Consider the following 17,316-nt stretch of genomic DNA (forward strand, 5'->3'; position numbering starts at 1 on the left):
AGTCACCGGTTCAATACCGGAAACTTTCCGCCTAGGAAAAACAATATAATAATGTACAACTTTTGGGGTGCACATCACCCTCCAGGTGTCTTTTTTTGCACTTCCAATATTTTAGGTATATATTACTCTCTATTAAAAACATAAAAAATTAAATATAAAAGTAGGCGAAAAATTATGCGAATTAATATTATTCAACATACTCCAAACGAACGACCAGGTTCGATTTTGGATTGGGCACATGACAGGGGACATGATGTCTACATTTACCATCCTTACCAATTTGGGATTCTACCAAAGGTAGATGAAACAGATATGTTAGTTATCATGGGTGGCCCAATGAGTGTTAACGATGATATTGATTGGATTGAGTTTGAACGTGACATCATTAGAGAACTCGCTGAAAGAGATGTTCCAATCTACGGTGCCTGTTTTGGTGCGCAACAAATTGCCAAGACATTTGGTGCTAAGATTACCACCTCAACAGCCAAGGAAGTTGGTTGGGCACCTGTATATTTAAAATCCGAACGCATTCCTGGCATTTACAATAAGCTAACCGCAATGCACTGGCACGGTGAAATGTTTGAAATTCCTAAGAACGGGGAATTATTATTCTCAAGTGATTTGGTAGAAAACCAAGGATTCATCATCGGTGACAGAATTGTTGGTTTACAATTCCACTTTGAATTAGGTACTGACTAAGTTAGAGAAATTGTTATCAACGACAACAAGTACGTCGAAGGATCAGTTTTGAATCAAACCAATGAAGATATCTTAGCAAGACCAGTTCCAGAAGAAAACAAACAAGTGATGTATGCAATCTTAGATTACATCGCTCAAGGTAAATAATCGCCATATTAGACACTTTATTAATCATTAATATAAATAGACTAATTGTCTATTGAAATCGCTTTGACAGACAATATAGCACTAAAAAAAAGCATTCGAACTTAATCGAATGCTTTTTTATTATTTACTGTTTTTCAAATGTCTTTGTTGTAGGTAGTAAACAGGAATACCGATTAATGTTAATAGTAATCCGATTAATGCCAAACCAGTTTGAGTAATCAATGTTTCAGCAAGGATGAAGATACCACCAACTAAGGCGATGATTGGTACGATTGGGTACCAAGGCACCTTGTATGGACGAATCATTTCAGGTTCCTTACGACGAAGCTTGAATACGGCAACGAATAGTAGACAGTTAAAGATCCACATAACGAACACTAACATGTCAGTTAATAGGTCAAAACTACCAGCAAAAATCATTAGAATTGCGATTACAAATTGGAAGATTCCTGAAGTGTAAGGTACGCGAGTCTTCTTTGAAAGTTTAGCGAACCAATCACTAAATGGAAGTGACTTACTTCTACCCATGGCATAAGGAATTCTCATACCTGATAGGGTGTAACCGTTCAATGAACCGTAAACAGAAACTAAAATACCGATAGTAACTAACTTACCACCGAATTCACCGAATAACTTGATAGCAGTTTCTGATGCGGTGTTTTGGTTACCAGCGATGTGATCAATTGGCAATGTCTTTAGGAAGGCAACGTTTACCAATGTGTAGATAACCATAATCAAACTTAGACCGATAATGATGGCCTTTGGTAAGTTCTTCTTAGGGTTCTTAATTTCACCGGCAACATCACAAACACCAATCCAACCATCATAAGCAAACATAGTTGCTAGTAAACCTGAACCAAAAGCAGTCCAGACATTGGCGTGATCACTTGGACTAATTGGTAAGAATGAAACGTGAACAGCACCAGGAATAAATAGACCAAAAATAGCAATTAGAATAATTGGAATTAGCTTACAAATAAGGGCGATTGTTTGAACGTTTCCGCTAATCTTTGATCCCAATAAGTTAATGAATAACACACTCAATGCAACAATGATTGCCATTGGGTTTAAGATGTTTGGGTTTAAATGGAATAGATTAATTAATTGTGTTGAGAAAATGATTGCTTCAGCGGCAATGTTGGCAGGGTAGTAGACCAAGATTTGGGCCCAACCCATTGAGAAACCAGTTAGCGGACCATAAGTATAATCAAGATACTTGATGGCACCACCGGTCTTAGGAATGGCAGCTGCTAATTCAGATACAGTCAAACCGGCACAGATGGTTAGTAATCCACCAACAATCCATGCTAATACAGTTAGGGTAAATGAATGAGTACTGTTAACAACGCTGGCAGTCTTAAAGAACACACCGGCACCGATAACAGTTCCCATAACTGTTGAAAGGGCAGCCATCATGCCAATTCCACGCTTTAATTCGTTTTCTTGCATGACGAAAATCCTCCTAGATAATTTTTAATATAAAAAAGGAAGGGGTCTAAATAGACACCCAACCTTTTTCGTAAATAATATTAGTTATTATTTGTCTTCACTTTCAACATCGTGTTTACGTTGGAATTCAGCAATGTTCTTGTATTCAGTTTGAAGTTGACGACTCAAACGAATGTAGATAGGAGCTAATTCACGGTAAACTTTGTAGTTGTCAGGATTTGGCTTGTGGGCGTTAGTTACTCCAACGAAGTCCTTAACCTTTTCTAGGTTATCGATAATACCTAATGAGTACATACCTAATGTGGCAGCACCTAAAGCAGTACCTTCAAAACTTTCTGGAATAGTAACATCTTGTTCGAAGATGTCAGCTAACATTTGACGCCATAGTTCTGAACGAGCAAAACCACCAGTAGCTTGGATACTTGTTGGCTTACCAATAACTTCTTCTAGGGCAAGACTAACAGTGTATAGGTTAAATACGATTCCTTCTAGAGCAGCTCTAATCATATGAGCACGAGTGTGGATACGAGTTAGGCCAAAGAATGAACCACGAGCGTTAGCGTCCCAGATAGGAGCACGTTCCCCACCTAAGAATGGGTGGAATAGTAATCCATCAGAACCTGCTGGAATATTTGCGGCGATTTCAGTTAATAAGTCGTATGAATCCATGTGCATTTGTTCGGCAGTAACCTTTTCAGGCGCACATAGTTGATCTCTTACCCAACGGAAGACGATACCACCGTTGTTAACAGGTCCCCCGACAACCCATTTGTCTTTTGATAAGTAGTAACAGAAAACACGACCCTTAGGATCAATAACAGGTTTGTCAGTAACGACACGAACGGCACCAGAAGTACCAATTGTAACAGCTAGAACACCTGGCTTAATAGCGTTAACACCAAGGTTAGCTAATGGACCATCTGAAGAACCGATAACGAATGGAGTATCTTCATCGATACCAATTACGTTAGCGTAAGCTTTGTTTAGTCCCTTGAATTGGTATGTAGTGTCAACTAATTCAGGAAGTTGGTCACGTGATACACCAGTTAATTCAAGTGCTTCTTCGTCCCAATCCATCTTGAAGATGTTGAACATACCAGTAGCATTGGCAATTGAGTAATCTTCTTTTAATTCACCAAATAGTTTGTATAGGATGTATTCCTTGATACCTACGAAGTAGGCAGCCTTGTCGTATACATCTTTTCTTTCATTCTTCAACCACATTAACTTGGTTAGAGGAGTCATAGGGTGAACTGGAGTACCAGTCTTTTCGTATAATTCCTTAGCCTTACCGCTTTCCTTTAGTTGGTCAGCGTAGTTAACGGCACGGTTATCAGCCCATGTAATAGCACGAGTTAATGGTTTGTGGTTTTCATCAAGTAAAATCAAACTGTGCATAGCACATGAGAATGAGATACCCTTCAATGTACCATGTTTAAGGTCAGCCTTACGTAAAACTTCAGTTAGACCTGCAAGCATGGCAGAGAAGATTTCTTCTGGATCTTCTTCGGCCATATCTGGAGTATCTTGGTATAAAGGATAACCATCGTTTGAGTATCCCTTAACTTCTCCATCGGTATCGTACAAAACAGTTTTTACACTGGTTGTTCCAATATCAACACCAATGATGTAGTTCATAACATAACTTCCTTTCAATCTAAAAAGAGAGACTTAATTTATTTTTTAATAATGTTAACTATTATAATAAAATCCGCATAAAAAGTCATCACTAATTTATTTAGTTACCGCTTTCATTATATTGAAAACAAAAGGCCGATTCAAGTGTTTTAACGTGTTTTATAGTAATTTGCAGTCATTATGATTATAATAAGGTTAATTGTATAAAAGAGGTGAGTGAATGGATACCAGAATGTCTTTGTATCATCAAAAAACAAAGCCTACTAAAAACTACGGCCAGTTTTTTAAAAAATATGCATGGTTAATTGCAATTTTAATTGTTTTACTAGGTTCAATCTTTGGATATGTTGCATACCAAAGTTATGAAAATAATATGATTAATAAGTATCAAGTTAAGGGAATCATGATTAGTCAATCAAACGGTTATATTGATTTCGTAACCCTAGCTAATACCGGCCAAAAGTTTGTCTACATTCGTGCCAGTCAAGGTGCTACATACACAGATGATGACTTTAGTGATAATTTCCAGCGCAGCCAGGGGTCTGGTTTGCAGGTTGGTTCTTACCATGTTTTTAGTACGCAAACCGCGATTAAGGATCAATTGAAGAACTTTACACGAGAAGTTGGCGATGACTACGGAACATTACCACCATTAGTAGAGGTGACTTCGCCTTTATCAGATGATCAGGTTCACCGACTTTCTGAATTCATTTACATGGTTCATAAATACTATGACACCAACGTAGTTGTAAGAAGTAGCACGAGTGTCTTCAATCGTTTGGATAAAAAGATTGCTCACGACGTGCAGTTTTTCAGTGGAAACGTGAATAACAAACGCGCCAATTTTATCGAAGTAAGAAACAACAGAAAGATTAATATTGATGGGTCAAACGTCTATGTTAACCAAATTGCCTTTAACGGCAACAAACAGGGATGGCAACAATATCTATTGAAGAATCAAGACCGTTAATAAGCATCGATATTAATGAAGATATTTGCTAAAATAGTATGTATATTAATTCGAATTTAAGTAGGGGAACCCAGAATGTTAGAACAATTTCAAAAGTATTTTAACAAGCTTGGATATGACAAACAGACGCTGATTCAAGAGCGTGTCTATCCAATTATTAAGAACCACGATAGTGTCTTAGGACTATCACCAACCGGATCTGGAAAAACAGTTGCATTTTTAATTCCAAGTATCGAAATTCTAGAACCTGAAGGTGGTTCACAATTATTGATTATCGAACCATCTCAAGAACTAGCAATTCAAACCGCAAAGGTAGCTAGAAACTGGGCTAATTTGCGTGGATTGAAAGTGCTAGCTTTAACCGGTGGTGCCAACATCAAACGTCAAATGGAACGTTTAAAGAAACATCCTGAAATTATCGTCGGGACAGCCGGTAGAATTAAGAACCTAATCGATGATAAAAAACTAAAAACACATCTTTTTTCTACTATTATAATTGATGAAGCTGATGACCTATTACAAGGTGAAACTTTAACCACGGTTAGAGACATTGTTTCATCAATGATGTCAGATGTTCAATTGGAATTCTTCTCAGCCACAGCGACACCAATTTTAGATCAACTATCTGGTTGGTTTGGTAATCGTGAAATCACAAAGGTTGATGTTAGAGCTGAAGACAAGACACAAGGTCACGTTGAACACGGTATGATGAATGTTTTACGTAAGAATAGAAATAAGATGTTGGCACGTTTACAACACGTTGCTGGTTTTAAGGCATTGGTATTCTTTAACCAAACTGTTGACTTGAACAAGACTTACAGTTTCTTCGTTCACAATCACTATCAAGGTGTTGCTAAACTAACATCTGATCAAAATCAAACCAAACGTCAAAAGGCAATGGATGATTTCAGACTAGGTCGTATCAAATTATTATTGACCACAGATGTTGCTGCTCGTGGTTTGGATATCGCCAAACTACCAGCAGTTGTTAACTACGATTTACCTGATGAAGCCATTGATTACGTTCACCGTGTTGGTAGAACCGGTCGAATGGGTGAAGATGGAATGGTAATCAACTTCGGTGATGACCATGATTTAAGAGACTTGAAGAACCTATTATCTAATTATGATTTTGACTTCCAACCATGTTACTTCTATAAGAATAAGATTGTAAAGTCTGTTCCAAAGACTGCTGAAAAGGTAGTAGCGGTTGTTGAAAAGCCTAATAAGAAGGATAAGTCTTCTAAGGAAGAAACAAGTAAACCTCGTGTTAAGAAGGTTAAAAAACAAGTGGTTTCTAACCCAGCACCTAAAAAACGCGTCAAGAAAAACAAGCATACCAAGAACAAAGGAATGCGTAACAAATGGCGTAAAAACAACAATAAGTAGGGTTAAAGAGCTTTACAATAATTTACTAAAATGCGACAATATTAATTGTCGTTTTATGGCTCCATAGCACAACTGGATAGGGCGACCGCCTCCTAAGCGGCTGATCTCGGTTCGATTCCGAGTGGGGTCATAAAAAAGCACTCACATTTATTATGTGAGTGCTTTTTTTATATTTACATAACTTTTACATTAAAATAATTTTAAATTTACAAAACGTCGATATACTAAGCTTGTAACATAAAATATTGGTTAGGAGATATTGATATGATTAAAATGAATAAGATTCTATCAATTGCTTCAGTTGTTTTAGTTTCAGGTTCACTATTGGCTGCCTGTGGTAGCACAAGCGGTTCACAAGCTAGCGGGGATGTGTCAGTTGTCGGTTCAACTGCCTTACAACCATTAGTTGAACAAGCTGCAAAGGATTACCAAAAGGATAATTCAGGTGTTAACATTTCTGTTCAAGGTGGCGGATCTGGAACAGGATTAAGCCAAGTTCAATCCAAGAGTGTTTCAATCGGTAACTCAGATGTGTTTGCCGAAAACCAAAGTGGAATTGACGCTAACAACTTAACAGATAACAAGGTTGCTGTAGTTGGTATGGCACCAGTTATTAACAAGGGAGTGGGTGTTAAGAACATCTCACTTGAAAACCTAAAGAAGATTTTCGAAGGTAAGATTACCAACTGGAAAGAACTTGGTGGTAAGAACCAAAAAATTGATGTTATTAACCGTGTAAAGGGAAGTGGAACTAGAGCTACCTTTGAAAGTAACGTTTTAAAGGGTGCCTCAGCTATCCAAACTCAAGAACAAGACTCTAACGGTGCAGTTAAGAAGATTGTTTCAACCACACCAGGAGCAATCAGTTACCTAGCATTTTCATTCATTGACAGTAGTTTGCAACCACTATCAATTGATAATGTTGCCCCAACTGACAAGAATGTTGAAACCAACGCTTGGAAGATTTGGTCATATGAACACATGTACACACCAAAGAAGGCTGACAAGAACGCTTCTAAGTTCATCAAGTATGTTGAATCCGGTAAAGTTCAAAAGAGCCTAGTTAAGAAGTTAGGTTACATCAGCATTTCAAACATGAAAGTAACTAAAGACAGTAACAACAAAATCGTAAAATAAATCAATCAAAAGAGATCAGTTTAATCAAACTGGTCTCTTTTTTTGTCTTAAATTCTAAAATTTACATAAAATTTACAAAAAATCTAAATTAGATTTACATTAAATCGTTATACTTAATATCGTAAATTAAAAAAGGATGATTGTATTATGATAAAAATTAAGAAGCTAGCGATAATGACATCGACAGTCTTATTCGCTGGAACAGTATTAACAGCGTGCGGAGTAAGCTCTGCGTCAAACGATAAAATTACAGCGGTTGGATCAACTGCTTTACAACCATTAGTAGAAGAAGCAGCAAACGATTACCAAAAGGACCACAAGAACCTATCAATCACGGTTCAAGGTGGTGGTTCCGGTACTGGTTTGAGTCAATTACAAGCCAAGGCCGTTACAATTGGGAACTCAGACGTGTTTGCTGAAAACCAAAAGGGAATTAAAGCCAAAGACATCGTCGATCATCAAGTGGCGGTAGTCGGAATCACACCAGTTGTTAACAAGGGTGTGGGAATTAAAAACATTAGCATGAAGAATTTACAAAAGATTTTCGAAGGCAAGATTACTAACTGGAAACAAGTTGGTGGAAAGAACATTCCAATCGAAGTTATCAACCGTGTAAAGGGTAGTGGTACCAGAAATACATTCGAAGCAAATGTAATGGATGGCCACAGCACCGTTAAAGCACAAGAACAAGATTCAAATGGAACTGTTAGAAGAATCATTGCTACCACTCCTGGAGCAATCAGTTACCTTTCATTCTCGTTTGTCGACAAAACCATTCAATCACTATCAATTGATAATGTGAAACCGATTGATAAGAACGTTGAAACTGACGCTTGGAAGATCTGGTCATATGAACACATGTACACAGCTAAGAAGGTCAGTGAGAACACTAAGAAGTTCTTGGCATACATGAATTCAGAAGAAGTCCAAAAAGGTTTAGTAAAGAAATTAGGTTACATTAGTATCAGTGATATGAAAGTGAAAAAGGATGCTAACAACAAAGTAATCAACTAATTGGAGGAAGACTCATGGAAATTAATAAGAAAATATTAATGCCATCCAAGGAAACACGCCAAGAAAAATTTGGTCGTACTTTAAGTTTTATCAGTATTTCAGCAATTGTAATATTGGTGGCTTTGATTTTATACTTCATCATCTCAAAAGGGATTTCTACATTTACTGATAACCACGTTAACTTGTGGGACTTTATCAGCAAACAAGATTGGTCACCTTCAACTATCGGTAAAGATGGTAAACCAGAAGTAGGGGCACTACCAATGATCGTGACATCATTCAGTGTTACTTTCTTATCTGCCTTACTGGCAACACCATTTGCGATTGCCGCTGGTATTTACATGACAGTGATTGGACCTAAAAAGAGTCGTGGTTTTCTACAAACTGTTATCGAATTACTAGTTGGGATTCCTTCAGTTGTTTACGGTTTTATCGGTTTAACTATCATCGTGCCAATCGTTAGAACATTATTTGGTGGAACTGGGTTTGGAATTTTATCAGCTACATTAGTATTGTTCGTCATGGTTCTTCCAACCATCACATCACTAACGGTTGATAGTCTAAACGCCGTACCAAAGCATTTATCTGAAGCTTCACTTGCTTTAGGTGCTACTCGTTGGCAAACAATTTACAAAGTTATTCTAAGATCAGCAACACCTGGAATTCTAACAGCCATCATCTTTGGAATGGCCAGAGCATTCGGTGAAGCATTAGCAGTCCAAATGGTAATCGGTAACGCTATCTTGATGCCTAAGAACTTGATTACACCATCATCAACATTAACCAGTCAATTAACTACCGGAATTGGGAACACTGTTATGGGTACCTTAGGAAACAACGCCCTATGGTCACTAGCATTAGTTCTACTTCTAATGTCATTATTCTTTAACATCTTGGTTAAGTTAATTGGAAAGAGAGGTAAGTTCTAATAATGAATCCAAAATTAGTTAATAAAATTGCAACTGGTGTGATTTACGGTCTAGTAATCCTAGTCGTTGCAATTCTAGCAGCCTTAATCGGATATATCTTGGTAATCGGTGTGCCTCACATTTCATGGCATTTCTTAACCAGCCCAGCTCAATCATTCTTAGCTGGTGGGGGAATTAGAGATCAATTATTCAACTCAATCTACCTATTAGTGCTTACATTAATCATTTCATTTCCAATTGCTTTGGGAGCCGGAATTTACCTAGCTGAATACGCTCCTAAGAACTGGTTTACAGAAATCATTAAGACTACCATCGAAGTATTAAGTTCACTTCCATCAGTAGTTGTGGGATTATTCTGTTACCTATTATTCGTTGTTCAAATGAGAATGGGATTCTCAATCCTATCAGGTGCGATTGCACTTACATTCTTCAACTTACCTCTATTAACCAGAAACATTGAAACATCACTAGAATCAGTTTCATCACTACAAAGAGAAGCTGGACTATCACTTGGCTTATCACAATGGAAGACAATCACTGGAATCATCCTACCAGCCGCAGTTCCTGGAATCATCACAGGGATTATCCTAAGTGCCGGTAGAGTATTCGGTGAAGCTGCCGCATTGATTTACACAGCCGGTCAAAGTGCTCCATTCGTTGATTACAGTAACTGGAACATCTTCTCAGACACTAGTTTCTTAAACCCACTACGTCCGGCAGAAACACTAGCTGTTCACATTTGGAAGGTTAACTCAGAAGGAATCACTCCTGATGCTAACGCCATCTCAAGTGGATCATCAGCCGTATTAATTATCGTAATTCTACTATTCAACATTTTCGCGCACTGGATTGGAAACCGTTTGTACAAGAAAATGACTTCTAGTAAGTAAGGAAGGTTTAACATGAAAAACTACAATTTAAATCAACAATATGTACGTGACTTCGCAGTCGAAAACGCAATTGAAGCTCACCATGTAAACGTTTCTTATGGTGAACATCAATCAATTTTTGACGTATCATTATCATTTCCTCGTTTTAAAGTAACTGCCATGATTGGTGCCTCTGGATCAGGTAAGTCAACTTTCTTACGTTCTATCAACAGAATGAATGATAACGTAGCGACTGTCGACGGTGACATTATGTATCGAGACGTTAACATCAATGACGATAAGATTAACGTTTACGAATTAAGAAAACACATTGGAATGGTGTTCCAACGTCCCAACCCATTTGCTAAGTCCATTCGTGAAAACATCACTTTTGCACTTAAGAAACACGGTATCAAGGACAAAAAGGAATTAGAACAACGTGTTGAAACCAGTCTAAAAGAAGCGGCTTTATGGGATGAAGTAAAGGATAAACTAGACGAAAGCGCACTATCACTATCAGGTGGACAAGCGCAACGTTTATGTATCGCACGTGCGATTGCCATGAAACCAGACGTATTACTACTTGATGAACCAGCATCTGCGCTAGATCCAATCTCAACTTCAAAGATTGAAGATACACTAAACCGTTTGAAGGAAAAATACACAATCATCATTGTTACTCATAACATGCAACAGGCTTCTAGAATGAGTGATTACACTGCATTCTTCCACCAAGGCCACTTAATTGAGTTCAACAAGACTTCTCACATCTTTACCAGACCAAAGATGCAAGCAACAGAAGACTACATTTCAGGAAACTTCGGGTAGGTGAATTACATGACTTCTATTTTAAAAACAGAAAACGTTCATTTGTACTACGGTGAAAAAGAAGCACTACATGGCTTTGATATCGAGTTTGAACAAAACGAAATCACTGCTTTAATCGGACCATCCGGTTGTGGTAAGTCAACATTTTTAAGATGTTTAAACCGTATGAATGACTTAAGAAACAACACAACAGTTACTGGTAGTTTTAAAATTGGTGATCAAGACATCTATGCACCAACTACTGACATGACCGAATTAAGAAAAGAAATCGGAATGGTATTCCAACAACCAAATCCATTTCCTTTCTCTGTCTACGACAACGTGGCATACGGCCTAAGAATTGCCGGTGTTAAGGACAAAAAGGTATTAGACGAAGTAGTTGAAAAGAGTCTAAAGCAAGCTGCCGTTTGGGACGAAGTAAAGGATGACCTAAACAAGAACGCATTGTCATTCTCAGGTGGTCAACAACAAAGAATTTGTATCGCCAGAGTGTTGGCGGTGAAACCTAAGATTATTTTGATGGACGAACCTACCAGTGCACTAGACCCAATCTCAAGTGCCAAGATTGAGGATACTCTGTTAGAATTAAAGAAAGATTTTACAATCATCATCGTTACTCACAACATGCAACAAGCATCAAGAATTGCTGACAAAACAGCATTCATGTTAAATGGGGATTTAATTGAATACAACAAGACTTCCAAGATGTTCTTAAATCCTGACAAGCAACAAACTAGTGACTACTTAAATGGAGAATTCGGATAGGAGAGCTGATTATGAGTCAAACATTTAACGATAAACTAAAAGTACTACAAAAGACCTACATGAAGATGGGAATTAATGTTTCTGATCAAATTTATCAATCAATTAAGGCTTTCACAGAAAACGACCAAAAACTAGCTACCGAAATCGTTAATCGTGATAGCAAGGTTAATGATGAAGAAGTTGATCTAGAAAAAGAAGCACTAAACTTAATCGCGTTAAGACAACCAGTTGCTTCTAACTTCCGTTCAATCATTACTTTGTTAAAAGCTAGTTCTGATTTGGAAAGAATTGGAGATCACGCATCATCAATTGCCAGAGAAACACTTCGTATTAACACAGAAAGTCGTATTCCTGAAGTCAACGAAGCAATTGACCAAATGGCTTTAAAGATAAGAGGAATGCTAGAATCATCACTAGATGCCTATGTTCATGCTGATCAAGAAGCTGCTAAGCTAGTAGCACAAGAAGATATCTTAATCGATAAAAAGTTTGTGCTAGCTAAAAATCTAATCGTTTCTGAAATGGAAAAGAATAGTGATAAAATTGAATTAGCAACTATCTACTTAATGGTAGTTCGTTACCTAGAAAGAATTGGAGATCACATCGTTAACTTATCAGAATGGATTGTATATAATTCAACTGGTAAGATTGTCGAATTAAACCCTGGTAAGATTGAACCAGAGTTGATTGCCAAGGAACTAAAAAACAATCCAAAATAGGGAGGTTTAGATGGGATGCAAAGTCTGTTGCTAGTAACAAAACAACTAAGATTAGCCGCTGACGTAAGTCAATTGGCATTGCAAGATGAATATTTTGTTAACAGCGTTAGTGATGATGAGGATATTGAAATCATGGCTAAGAAAGATAACGTCTTTGCTGTCATTATTGATTTGTCAGTATTTGATGATTTTGGTCACGTCAAAAATCTAATCGAACGAGTTACTAAAACATTCTCAGGCCCTATTATTACTTTCGATAATCATTACGATGATTTAAAGGAAAGGGATTGTTTTGAATTAGGTGTTAACGATTACTTTAGTGATTACGTTGATGCCAAAAGAATTATTTTAAGAACATTAAAACGAGTCAAAATCTACGATGAGATGTTAGAGGATACAGACAAGGCTAAGCGCAAAGAGCATTTTAAGGACTTTGAGATTAGTTTGAAGCATTTCCAGGTAAAGTATAAGGGTGAGGTTTTAAACTTCACACCGAAGGAATTTAACATCTTCTATTACCTAATCAGACATCACGATCAGGTTTTGAGTCGAGAACAAATCTTTAACGGTGTCTGGCGTGAAGATCGAGACGATGGGGATGCATTTATATCATCTCGTATCGTTGATATGCACGTTAGTCATGTTAGAGATAAGCTGAAAGACTTACCCGGAAACGACGTTGAAATTAAAACGGTTCGTGGATTCGGATACGTATTACAATAAAAAAATCCCGCTTGGATAATTCCAAGCGGGATTTTTGTTTTAGATTTTATTAGTTTAAGAATGCAGTAACTGCAGCTGCTAGAATAATGATAACTAAACCAATTATTGTAACAAGCATTTCTTTTTTAGTTTTGTTTTGGTGTAGGAAGTAGATACTAGTTAGAGTTGCTAATACAACAGATGTTTGTGATAGCACGAAACCAGTAGCTAGACCATTCATTTTAGGTTCTGCAGAGATTAGGTAAGTTAAAGCTGCAAATCCGAAGAAGAAACCTGAAATGATTTGTAGATAAGAAGACTTAGTAGCGAATACATTGTTGCTCTTAACGTGGAACAAGCAGTATACAACAGCAACTAAGAACATTCCAAGAGCTTGTGGGAAGAACGCATGCATACCGTCTAAGTGACTTGATGCTTGAGGTGCAGCTGAGTAACCCCAGTAACCAATAACACCGATAACTAAAAGACCAATTGCTTTCTTTAAGTCAGCAGAGCTTTTAGTATCTTTATGTTCTTGCCAAGCAGTCATAGTAGCACCAATAATGATTACGATTAAAGCAACGAAACCAATGATACGGTGTGACTCTGAGTGCCAGTTACCTAATGCAAACACACCCCATAGTGCAGTTACAATTAATTGTAACGCAGTGGTGATAGGCATTACTCTAGAAGATCCAACTAATTCAAAGGCTTTAAATGACATGATTTGTCCGAAAGCCCAACCAGCACCTGAAAGTAATGCAAGTGCAAAATCCATACCAGTCGGAATTGAATTACCTGAGATTAAAAGAAAAATAGCAGCGAAAATAAGTGTTCCTAGAGTGGAACCATAAATTTGGTTAGTAGGTTTGCCTCCAAATAATGAAGCAATTGTAGGGTATAGACCCCAACCTAGAACTGGACCTAGTCCAATTAATAAAGCAACAGCGTTCAAAGCGTGTCCTCCTTATCCTTATATTATTTCTATAATTAACAATTTACCACAAGTGTTGTTATCATAGTTAGAAAACAAGCGAATTTCATTCAAACTTAAATAAATCTTAAGTTTTAAAACACCTAAAGTAATATAACATATTTATTAGGGACTATGTTTTAAAAAATGTAATGAAATCGTTTTCATTTTCTAAGAAGTATGTTATATTAATTCTACAGAAAAGTAAAGCGCTTACATTTGTGAAACATAAAATATTTTTAATAAAAGAAGGGGTATCAAAAAATGCCATTTGTTGTATTAGTATTAGGAATATTATTGCTTTTGTTCCTAATTATTAAATGTAAATTAAATACATTTATTTCATTAATTGTTACATCAGTAATCGTTGCTTTAGGTTTAGGAATGAACCCAGCACATATTGCTGTCTCCATTAAAAACGGTATCGGAAGTTCTTTGGGGGAACTAGTTATCGTCTTCGGATTCGGAGCCATGATTGGTCGTTTAGTTGCTGATGCTGGTGGTTCATACAGAATTGCTAGAACATTAATCGATCTATTCGGTAAGAAGAAACTTCAATTCGCAATTGTTGTTGCTTCATTTATTATCGGTATGTCATTATTCTTCGAAGTTGGATTAGTTCTATTAACTCCAATTGTATTCGCCGTAGCTCTTGAAGCAGAAGTTCCATTTGTTTACCTAGGTATTCCAATGGCAGCTGCACTATCAGCTACTCAAGGTTTCTTACCACCACAACCAGCACCAACTGCCGTTGCTACTGCGTTGGGTGCTAACATCGGTCAAACACTACTATTAGGAATTATCGTTGCTATTCCTTGTGTTATCATTGCCGGTCCACTTTACACTAAGATTGCTAGAAAAGTTGCACCAGAAACTTTCGTAGTTAAGAAATCACTACCAGCCTTTGGTGAAATGAAAAAATATGATTTAAACGAAACACCTAGTTTCGGAATTGCCGCATTTACTTCATTACTACCAGTTATCTTAATGGCAATTTCTACTGTATACGATATGGTATTTAATGGCGGTAAAGCCGTTGAAAATCCACATGGTATTGGTGCTGTTGTTGCTATGTTTGGCAACCCAGTTATTGCCATGATTGTTACTTTACTATTCGCTATTTGGGCAATGGGCTTCCACCGTGGTAAGAAGATGGAAGACATCACAAACACTGTTACTGAAGCCATTAAGTCAATTGCAATGCTACTAATGGTTATCGGTGGTGGATCAGCATTCAAACAAGTATTAATTGATGGTGGTGTTGGTAAAGCCGTTCAAAACGTAATGGGTCACGCTAACTTATCACCAATTATCCTAGCTTGGTTAATTGCTGTTATCCTACGTGTTTCTCTAGGTTCAGCTACTGTTGCAGGTATGACTGCTGCTGGACTAGTAACTCCATTAATGCATTCAATGAGTGTAAGTCCCGTATTAATGGCACTAGCAATTGGTGCTGGATCACTTGCCGCATCACACGTTAACGATGCTGGATTTTGGATGTTCAAAGAATACTTTGACTTAAACGTAAAACAAACATTGAAGATTTGGACTGTTTTAGAAACAATCATTTCCGTTACTGGATTATTGATGGTTCTTCTACTAAGTCTATTCATTCACTAATGATATAGATACGAAAAAAGCGATGAGATAAATTTATCTCATCGCTTTTTTTATTTGCTTTTGTGATTAACGAAAACAACGAATTTTGACCAGAAGTAATTAAATATAATTACGATGATCTGACCAAAGATTTTTAGTAAATCAAAGTTGTTTTCACTGACGATATTAACACCAACTATCAGAATGATTTCTTCTAAAATTAATGAAGCCAAACGGCCAAGGAAGAATGAAATCATTTCTGAGATATATTCTTTAGCGTTAGTTGCCTGAGATTCAAAAACCCATTTACGGTTGGTGAAGAACGCGAATAATACACTTGCTATCCACGCGATTAATGTATTCCAGAATACATCCATATTTGGCAATAGGTGATATAAAACCAACGCAACTGCAATATCAATAACAGTGGTTAATACACCCCAAAACAAGTAGGCAATTACTTGTTTGTATTTATTCCACAATTTTTTCATTATTTCTTCTCTTTCACAATATATTTAGGACGGTGCTTAGTTTCTAGATAGATTTTTCCAATATAGTTACCAACAATACCTAAACAGAATAGTTGAACACCATTGATTAATAGAATGATGGATACCAATGATGGCCATCCAGATACGGATCCACCGAATAAAATAGCTCTTAGAATAACAAAGATTAATCCAATCAACGATAGGAAGAATGAGACACCACCAACCCAAGTTGCGACCTTAAGAGGGACGTCAGAAAAATCAATAATTCCTTCCAATGAATATTCAAGTAGTTGGTATAGTGACCAGTGTGATTCACCAGCAGCTCTTTCAACACCATCGTATTTGATGTATTTAGTTTTGAATCCAACCCAACTAAAGATACCTTTTGTGAAACGGTTGTATTCAGTTAGTTTCAAAACGTTATCAACGTATTGACGAGTCATTAGACGGTAATCTCTAACGTTTTGTTTAATTTCAACGTCAGACATTTTGTTGATAACCTTGTAAAAACTTGAAGATAGGAAAGCTCTCACAAAGTTTTGTTTTCTACTCTTTTGCACACAGCCAACGACGTCGTAATCGTCTTCTTTTATGTACTTAATCATTTGAGGAAGTAATGCAGGTGGATCTTGTAAGTCCACGTCCATAACGGCGACATAGTCACCACCAACGTTTTCTAATCCAGCTGACATTGCAGATTCCTTACCAAAGTTACGTGAGAATGATACGTAATGAACATTTTCATCGTTTTCACGTAGCTTCTTAATTTCTTCTAAAGTGTTGTCAGAGGAACCATCATTAATAAACCAGTATTCATGATCGTAGTCAACGTGGTTAGCATGCATTTCGCTGAAGACACGTTCGACTTCATCATAAAAGATTTTAATGGAAGGTTCTTCGTTATAACAGGGTACAATTAAACCAATAGTTTCCATAATCGTAACCTCCTTCATTAATCCATAATTATTTACATTTTATCATAATACTTCAAAAAGGTT

The 17,316-nt window shown here is 37.0% G+C and carries 16 protein-coding genes, 1 tRNA gene and 1 pseudogene; 13 read left to right on the forward strand and 5 right to left on the reverse strand.

Annotation, left to right across the window (positions count from 1 at the left end):
- Positions 1-174: 174 nt before the first annotated feature.
- A pseudogene (locus tag JUD45_RS06285) lies at positions 175-846 on the forward strand (type 1 glutamine amidotransferase).
- Positions 847-966: 120 nt separating this feature from the next.
- Here JUD45_RS06285 and JUD45_RS06290 read toward each other — a convergent pair.
- Entirely contained in the window at positions 967-2,295 is a 1,329-nt protein-coding gene (locus JUD45_RS06290; protein ID WP_203619864.1) for an APC family permease, read from the reverse strand.
- Between the two features lie 87 nt (positions 2,296-2,382).
- Positions 2,383-3,933 carry a gluconokinase gene (gene gntK / locus JUD45_RS06295; RefSeq protein WP_203619865.1) on the reverse strand — a complete coding sequence of 517 codons (1,551 nt, stop codon included), beginning with the start codon at positions 3,931-3,933 and terminating at the stop codon, positions 2,383-2,385.
- A 220-nt stretch (positions 3,934-4,153) separates the two neighbouring features.
- Between gntK and JUD45_RS06300 the strand changes: the two genes are divergently transcribed.
- The 11 genes from JUD45_RS06300 (at position 4,154) to JUD45_RS06350 (ending at position 13,276) form a co-directional block, all read left to right on the forward strand.
- Positions 4,154-4,903, forward strand: coding sequence for a GH25 family lysozyme (locus tag JUD45_RS06300; RefSeq protein WP_203619866.1), 750 nt, complete (start codon positions 4,154-4,156; stop codon positions 4,901-4,903).
- 75 nt (positions 4,904-4,978) lie between these two features.
- Positions 4,979-6,292, forward strand: coding sequence for a DEAD/DEAH box helicase (locus JUD45_RS06305; protein ID WP_203619867.1), 1,314 nt, complete (start codon positions 4,979-4,981; stop codon positions 6,290-6,292).
- A gap of 57 nt (positions 6,293-6,349) precedes the next feature.
- Positions 6,350-6,422, forward strand: a tRNA-Arg gene (locus JUD45_RS06310).
- A 137-nt stretch (positions 6,423-6,559) separates the two neighbouring features.
- The gene (locus JUD45_RS06315) at positions 6,560-7,429 is read left to right on the forward strand and encodes a phosphate ABC transporter substrate-binding protein PstS family protein (protein WP_373301501.1); all 870 of its coding nucleotides are present in this window, start codon (positions 6,560-6,562) and stop codon (positions 7,427-7,429) included.
- A 156-nt stretch (positions 7,430-7,585) separates the two neighbouring features.
- Positions 7,586-8,443: a phosphate ABC transporter substrate-binding protein PstS family protein gene (locus tag JUD45_RS06320; protein WP_276530043.1), complete on the forward strand. Its 858-nt coding sequence runs from the start codon at positions 7,586-7,588 to the stop codon at positions 8,441-8,443.
- A gap of 14 nt (positions 8,444-8,457) precedes the next feature.
- Complete coding sequence (pstC, locus tag JUD45_RS06325; RefSeq protein ID WP_203619869.1) at positions 8,458-9,372, forward strand: phosphate ABC transporter permease subunit PstC; 915 nt, start codon at positions 8,458-8,460, stop codon at positions 9,370-9,372.
- Positions 9,373-9,374: 2 nt separating this feature from the next.
- The gene (gene pstA, locus JUD45_RS06330) at positions 9,375-10,262 is read left to right on the forward strand and encodes a phosphate ABC transporter permease PstA (protein WP_203619870.1); all 888 of its coding nucleotides are present in this window, start codon (positions 9,375-9,377) and stop codon (positions 10,260-10,262) included.
- A gap of 12 nt (positions 10,263-10,274) precedes the next feature.
- A complete protein-coding gene (pstB, locus tag JUD45_RS06335; RefSeq protein ID WP_034534845.1) occupies positions 10,275-11,069 on the forward strand; it encodes a phosphate ABC transporter ATP-binding protein PstB in 795 nt (264 codons plus the stop codon).
- Between the two features lie 9 nt (positions 11,070-11,078).
- A complete protein-coding gene (gene pstB, locus JUD45_RS06340; RefSeq protein ID WP_034534864.1) occupies positions 11,079-11,834 on the forward strand; it encodes a phosphate ABC transporter ATP-binding protein PstB in 756 nt (251 codons plus the stop codon).
- A gap of 11 nt (positions 11,835-11,845) precedes the next feature.
- Positions 11,846-12,553: a phosphate signaling complex protein PhoU gene (gene phoU / locus JUD45_RS06345; RefSeq protein WP_203619871.1), complete on the forward strand. Its 708-nt coding sequence runs from the start codon at positions 11,846-11,848 to the stop codon at positions 12,551-12,553.
- Between the two features lie 15 nt (positions 12,554-12,568).
- Entirely contained in the window at positions 12,569-13,276 is a 708-nt protein-coding gene (locus tag JUD45_RS06350; protein WP_138726445.1) for a DNA-binding response regulator, read from the forward strand.
- Positions 13,277-13,325: 49 nt separating this feature from the next.
- On the opposite strand, the gene rbsU is transcribed toward JUD45_RS06350, so the two are convergent.
- A complete protein-coding gene (gene rbsU / locus JUD45_RS06355) occupies positions 13,326-14,210 on the reverse strand; it encodes a ribose/proton symporter RbsU (protein WP_203619872.1) in 885 nt (294 codons plus the stop codon).
- Positions 14,211-14,492: 282 nt separating this feature from the next.
- On the opposite strand from rbsU, the gene JUD45_RS06360 reads away from it, so the two are divergent.
- Positions 14,493-15,848, forward strand: a complete 1,356-nt coding sequence (locus JUD45_RS06360; protein WP_203619873.1) for a gluconate:H+ symporter — start codon at positions 14,493-14,495, stop codon at positions 15,846-15,848.
- Positions 15,849-15,898: 50 nt separating this feature from the next.
- Here the strand turns inward: JUD45_RS06360 and JUD45_RS06365 are convergent, their stop codons facing one another.
- Both JUD45_RS06365 and JUD45_RS06370 read right to left on the reverse strand, forming a co-directional pair.
- Positions 15,899-16,318, reverse strand: a complete 420-nt coding sequence (locus tag JUD45_RS06365) for a GtrA family protein (protein ID WP_138726447.1) — start codon at positions 16,316-16,318, stop codon at positions 15,899-15,901.
- Positions 16,318-17,253, reverse strand: coding sequence for a glycosyltransferase family 2 protein (locus tag JUD45_RS06370; RefSeq protein ID WP_138726448.1), 936 nt, complete (start codon positions 17,251-17,253; stop codon positions 16,318-16,320). The genes JUD45_RS06365 and JUD45_RS06370 overlap by 1 nt, the downstream gene beginning before the upstream one ends.
- Between the last annotated feature and the right edge of the window lie 63 nt (positions 17,254-17,316).

The sequence above is a fragment of the Apilactobacillus nanyangensis genome (genome assembly GCF_016861915.1).
Classification (GTDB): Bacteria; Bacillota; Bacilli; order Lactobacillales; family Lactobacillaceae; genus Apilactobacillus; species Apilactobacillus nanyangensis.

What these genes read in the sequence shown, in the direction of transcription:
- JUD45_RS06290 (WP_203619864.1), bottom strand. Translation starts at nt 2,295, where the DNA reads ATGCAAGAAAACGAATTAAAGCGTGGAATTGGCATGATGGCTGCCCTT.
- gntK (WP_203619865.1), bottom strand. Translation starts at nt 3,933, where the DNA reads ATGAACTACATCATTGGTGTTGATATTGGAACAACCAGTGTAAAAACT.
- JUD45_RS06300 (WP_203619866.1), top strand. Translation starts at nt 4,154, where the DNA reads ATGGATACCAGAATGTCTTTGTATCATCAAAAAACAAAGCCTACTAAA.
- JUD45_RS06305 (WP_203619867.1), top strand. Translation starts at nt 4,979, where the DNA reads ATGTTAGAACAATTTCAAAAGTATTTTAACAAGCTTGGATATGACAAA.
- pstC (WP_203619869.1), top strand. Translation starts at nt 8,458, where the DNA reads ATGGAAATTAATAAGAAAATATTAATGCCATCCAAGGAAACACGCCAA.
- pstA (WP_203619870.1), top strand. Translation starts at nt 9,375, where the DNA reads ATGAATCCAAAATTAGTTAATAAAATTGCAACTGGTGTGATTTACGGT.
- pstB (WP_034534845.1), top strand. Translation starts at nt 10,275, where the DNA reads ATGAAAAACTACAATTTAAATCAACAATATGTACGTGACTTCGCAGTC.
- pstB (WP_034534864.1), top strand. Translation starts at nt 11,079, where the DNA reads ATGACTTCTATTTTAAAAACAGAAAACGTTCATTTGTACTACGGTGAA.
- phoU (WP_203619871.1), top strand. Translation starts at nt 11,846, where the DNA reads ATGAGTCAAACATTTAACGATAAACTAAAAGTACTACAAAAGACCTAC.
- JUD45_RS06350 (WP_138726445.1), top strand. Translation starts at nt 12,569, where the DNA reads ATGCAAAGTCTGTTGCTAGTAACAAAACAACTAAGATTAGCCGCTGAC.
- JUD45_RS06360 (WP_203619873.1), top strand. Translation starts at nt 14,493, where the DNA reads ATGCCATTTGTTGTATTAGTATTAGGAATATTATTGCTTTTGTTCCTA.
- JUD45_RS06365 (WP_138726447.1), bottom strand. Translation starts at nt 16,318, where the DNA reads ATGAAAAAATTGTGGAATAAATACAAACAAGTAATTGCCTACTTGTTT.
- JUD45_RS06370 (WP_138726448.1), bottom strand. Translation starts at nt 17,253, where the DNA reads ATGGAAACTATTGGTTTAATTGTACCCTGTTATAACGAAGAACCTTCC.